The sequence below is a fragment of the Acetobacter cerevisiae genome, assembly GCF_001580535.1.
GTDB classification, from domain to species: Bacteria; Pseudomonadota; Alphaproteobacteria; order Acetobacterales; family Acetobacteraceae; genus Acetobacter; species Acetobacter cerevisiae.
Map to the genome: position 1 here is coordinate 1 of NZ_LHZA01000057.1, position 3,306 is coordinate 3,306.

Annotated in this window: 2 protein-coding genes; one reads left to right on the plus strand and one right to left on the minus strand. The window is 59.2% G+C overall.

Going from position 1 to position 3,306, the window contains the following annotated elements; genetic code table 11:
• Positions 1-314 precede the first annotated feature (314 nt).
• A complete protein-coding gene (locus AD928_RS00500; protein ID WP_062247396.1) occupies positions 315-710 on the plus strand; it encodes a hypothetical protein in 396 nt (131 codons plus the stop codon).
• A gap of 107 nt (positions 711-817) precedes the next feature.
• Here the strand turns inward: AD928_RS00500 and AD928_RS00505 are convergent, their stop codons facing one another.
• Positions 818-2,959 carry a protein-disulfide reductase DsbD family protein gene (locus tag AD928_RS00505; RefSeq protein ID WP_062247398.1) on the minus strand — a complete coding sequence of 714 codons (2,142 nt, stop codon included), beginning with the start codon at positions 2,957-2,959 and terminating at the stop codon, positions 818-820.
• Between the last annotated feature and the right edge of the window lie 347 nt (positions 2,960-3,306).

The following is a 3,306-nucleotide window of genomic DNA, read 5'->3' on the forward strand; positions in this document are numbered from 1 at the left end:
AGCTTCAGCTTCTACCTCAAAGAATGTGTCCTGAGCCTACTGTTCCAGATGCTAATTAAGACCCTTTAAGAGGCATTTAATAGACGTTTAGCTCATGCATGGAGCGGTAGTTTTTGGGTTCCAAACTATCTGGCTGCTGGTTCCAAATTATGCGGCTCGCTACAGAGAGGGCAGTCCCCGATCTGCTCAAAACGCAGATCAAAAGCTACCCCAAAAACCGTCAATCAAATCGCCAAAACCCTGAAATCACGAGCCAGGCGCATCAACCAACGGTTCTTCGATCCCTCCAGCTGGTGATTGATGCAGGGAGAACTGTGCGCCCACTGCAGTATGATGGCACGCATTACAGCTTTATGCTGCCGCCGCATACAAAGTCCGTGCGTGTGGTCTCCCGTGCCAGCCGGCCTTCAGATGTGATTGGCCCCTTTGTGGATGACCGTCGTTATCTTGGGGTGCTGGTTGCTAAAATCGTCTTTGTTTCAGACAGCCAGAGCTACGAGATAACCTCTCATGTGCAGACTGAAACGCTGGACGGATGGTATGGTGCAGAAGGCGAATCATGCGCCTGGACAAATGGCAATGCCACCCTGCCGTTGTGTGAACATATGACGCAGGGCAGGATGGGCCTTCTGCTTCTGGAGGTGCTGGCAGGTGGCCCTTATCTGCTGAGCTACCCCCAAGCAGACGTTCGTTTGTCACAGTCAGCCTGATTTTTCAGAGAGAAGGCTTTTTGGTCAGGCCCCCATTCTTGATGGGGGCCTGATAACGTGTGTTTGGCAGGCGTTCCGGGCGGAGCTTTCCGTCCCGGATAACGATGCTATTGCGCGACCGTGCTTGCAACCAGTCCTGGTGTCAGGATTTGTGGCAGCACAGCCTCCGGCCCGTTGGCGGGCACATAGAGGTAGAACGGTACGCCGTCTCGCCCATGTGCTTTCAGAAACGCGCTGATGGCAGGATCATGATTGGTCCAGTCTCCCCGCAACACCGTAACACCATGGGCAGCAAACGCTGCCTGCGTGCTGGGGATATCCAGCGCCACACGCTCATTGACCAGACAGGTGATGCACCACGCTGCGGTCATATCCACAAAAACGGGTTTGCCTGCCGCGTGGAGTTCTTTCAGTCGTGCTTCAGAAAAGGGTTCCGTTCCTTTGGGTAGCCCGGAGGTCAGGCTGCCGCTGGTAGTCGGTGCGGCACTCTGGTGACGAAGGGCCGGAACCAGCGCCAACGCTCCCAACAACCCCAGCAGAGCCAGCCCATGCAAAGCGGTGCTGGTGCGCGTATGCCCTTGCTGAATAAGCCGCACCTGCGCCACGCCATAAATCCACGCAGCAAAGCCAAGCAGCACCAGCCCTGTCGCCAGCAGCAGCACAACGGACGCCCCACCTTCTAATGATGCCACCCATAGCAGCCACACGCAGGAACCCAGCAGCGGGAAGGCCAGAAACTGGCGAAGGTACTGCATCCATGCGCCGGGTTTTGGCAGGCGCGCGGCCAGTCCTGGCACGGTGGTCAGCAGCAGATAGGGTGCGGCAAGACCCAGCCCCATGGCGGCAAAAACAATCAGCCCCATGGCAGGCGGACCGGAGAGCGCCCCGGCAATGGCGACACCCATGAACGGGGCCGTGCAGGGCGTGGCAACTACCACCGCCAGAATGCCCGTGACGACATCATGCCAGTGGCCATGGGCATTGCTCGTCAGGGAACTGCCTGCCGAGACAGGCATGAATTCAAACACGCCCAGCAAGTTAAGCGCCATGGCAAACAGCAGCCAGGTCACCAGCGTGACAAACAGCGGGGACTGAAACTGAAAGCCCCAGTCCGCCGCAGCGCCAGCCACGCGCAGGCCCATCATCACGCCGCCAAGTGCGAGAAACGTCACCATGACACCGAGACTGTAACAGGCGGCACTTGTGACCTGCGTGCGGCGTTCCGCTTTGCCCAGCCGTGCCAGAGAAAGAGCCTTCATGGCCAGAATGGGGAAGACGCATGGCATCAGATTCAGGATCAGGCCGCCCAGAAAGGCAAACACCACCTGTTGCAAAAATCCGGCCTGCGTCAGCGTGCTGGAAAGTGGGGAAGAGGTCGTGTTCTGTCCGCCTGCGGACGCCGCACCTCCCAAAGCAGGAACGGGTTTGGCCGTGAGGGATAAGGCACGCTCACTTCCCGCTGCATCTTTCAGCACCAGCAAGCCACTGAGCGGCTGCGTCGCTGCAAATTCCGGCAGGCGCTTCAGGTGCAGGGCGACATTCCCATCCTGCACCGTAAACTTCTGCGCGGCAGCCTGATCAATCAGCCCCGGCTGATCTGGCATGAACCATGCATCCTGCACGGCACGGGCCGAAAGATCGGAACCCTTTATGGTCAATACGCCATCTGCCGAGACGGTGGCGACATAAGGGGACGGAACAGGTGTGGCCTCTGCCGTGGCGGCAAACAGGGGCGCCTCTGCGGAGGGATGAGCCGGGCCGGGTTGTAAAGTCACGGCCAGATCAGCTTCTTCCGGCACGCAGACATTTTCACACACCAGCCAGCTTGCATGGGCCTTGAGTGTTGTTGGCCCGGACGCCTGAGCGCCCGCCGGATGGAGAGGCAACTCCATGGGCAGCACAACGTCGCCCGTATAAGCGTAGGACATCAGCGAGGCATCGGGGATGCGATGCGGCGTTGGCCATACAATAGTAGAGGCTTTCCCGCTGAAGGCACCGTCTGCCGTCACGGTCACGTCCGGCGCTTCTCCGGCATCACCGGGGTTGCGCCAGTAAGTGTGCCAGCCGTCCTGTAATTTCAGTCGCAGGGCAACATGCAGCGGGGCCTTTCCGTCTGTGGTGTCTGTATCCGTTATCAGCGTGGCAACGCTGTGCCCGGTGGTGGAAACCGGCGCGCTTTCTGCTGCATTTGCCTGCTGCCATCCGCTTGCCAGATCGGCCCCACTCAGGGTTGCTCCCACAGCAAACATCAGGGCGAGCCCCCACAGGCAGCGCACCATGCGGTGCGTCAGTGCACGCGGGGAGCGGGTGGCGGCTGTGGCAGAAACAACCGGAGGGGGAGAATACAAACGGGACATGCAGGATCTCAGATAAAAAGAGCAACAGGACAGGAAGGTAACGCACCATAGCATGGTCCGTTGGCGGGATAGAACGCAGCACTGCAACCGGACTGCGGGAGTTTGTGTCCAGAGCCGGACCAGAATACGGTAAGGCGCACAGAAAACGCGATCACGCACGACGGACAGGCGGAAGGAAGAGTACGGCGTGTCGTCAGTTAAGCAGGATGATGATTGAGGCGAACTGCACGGCTGCGAGG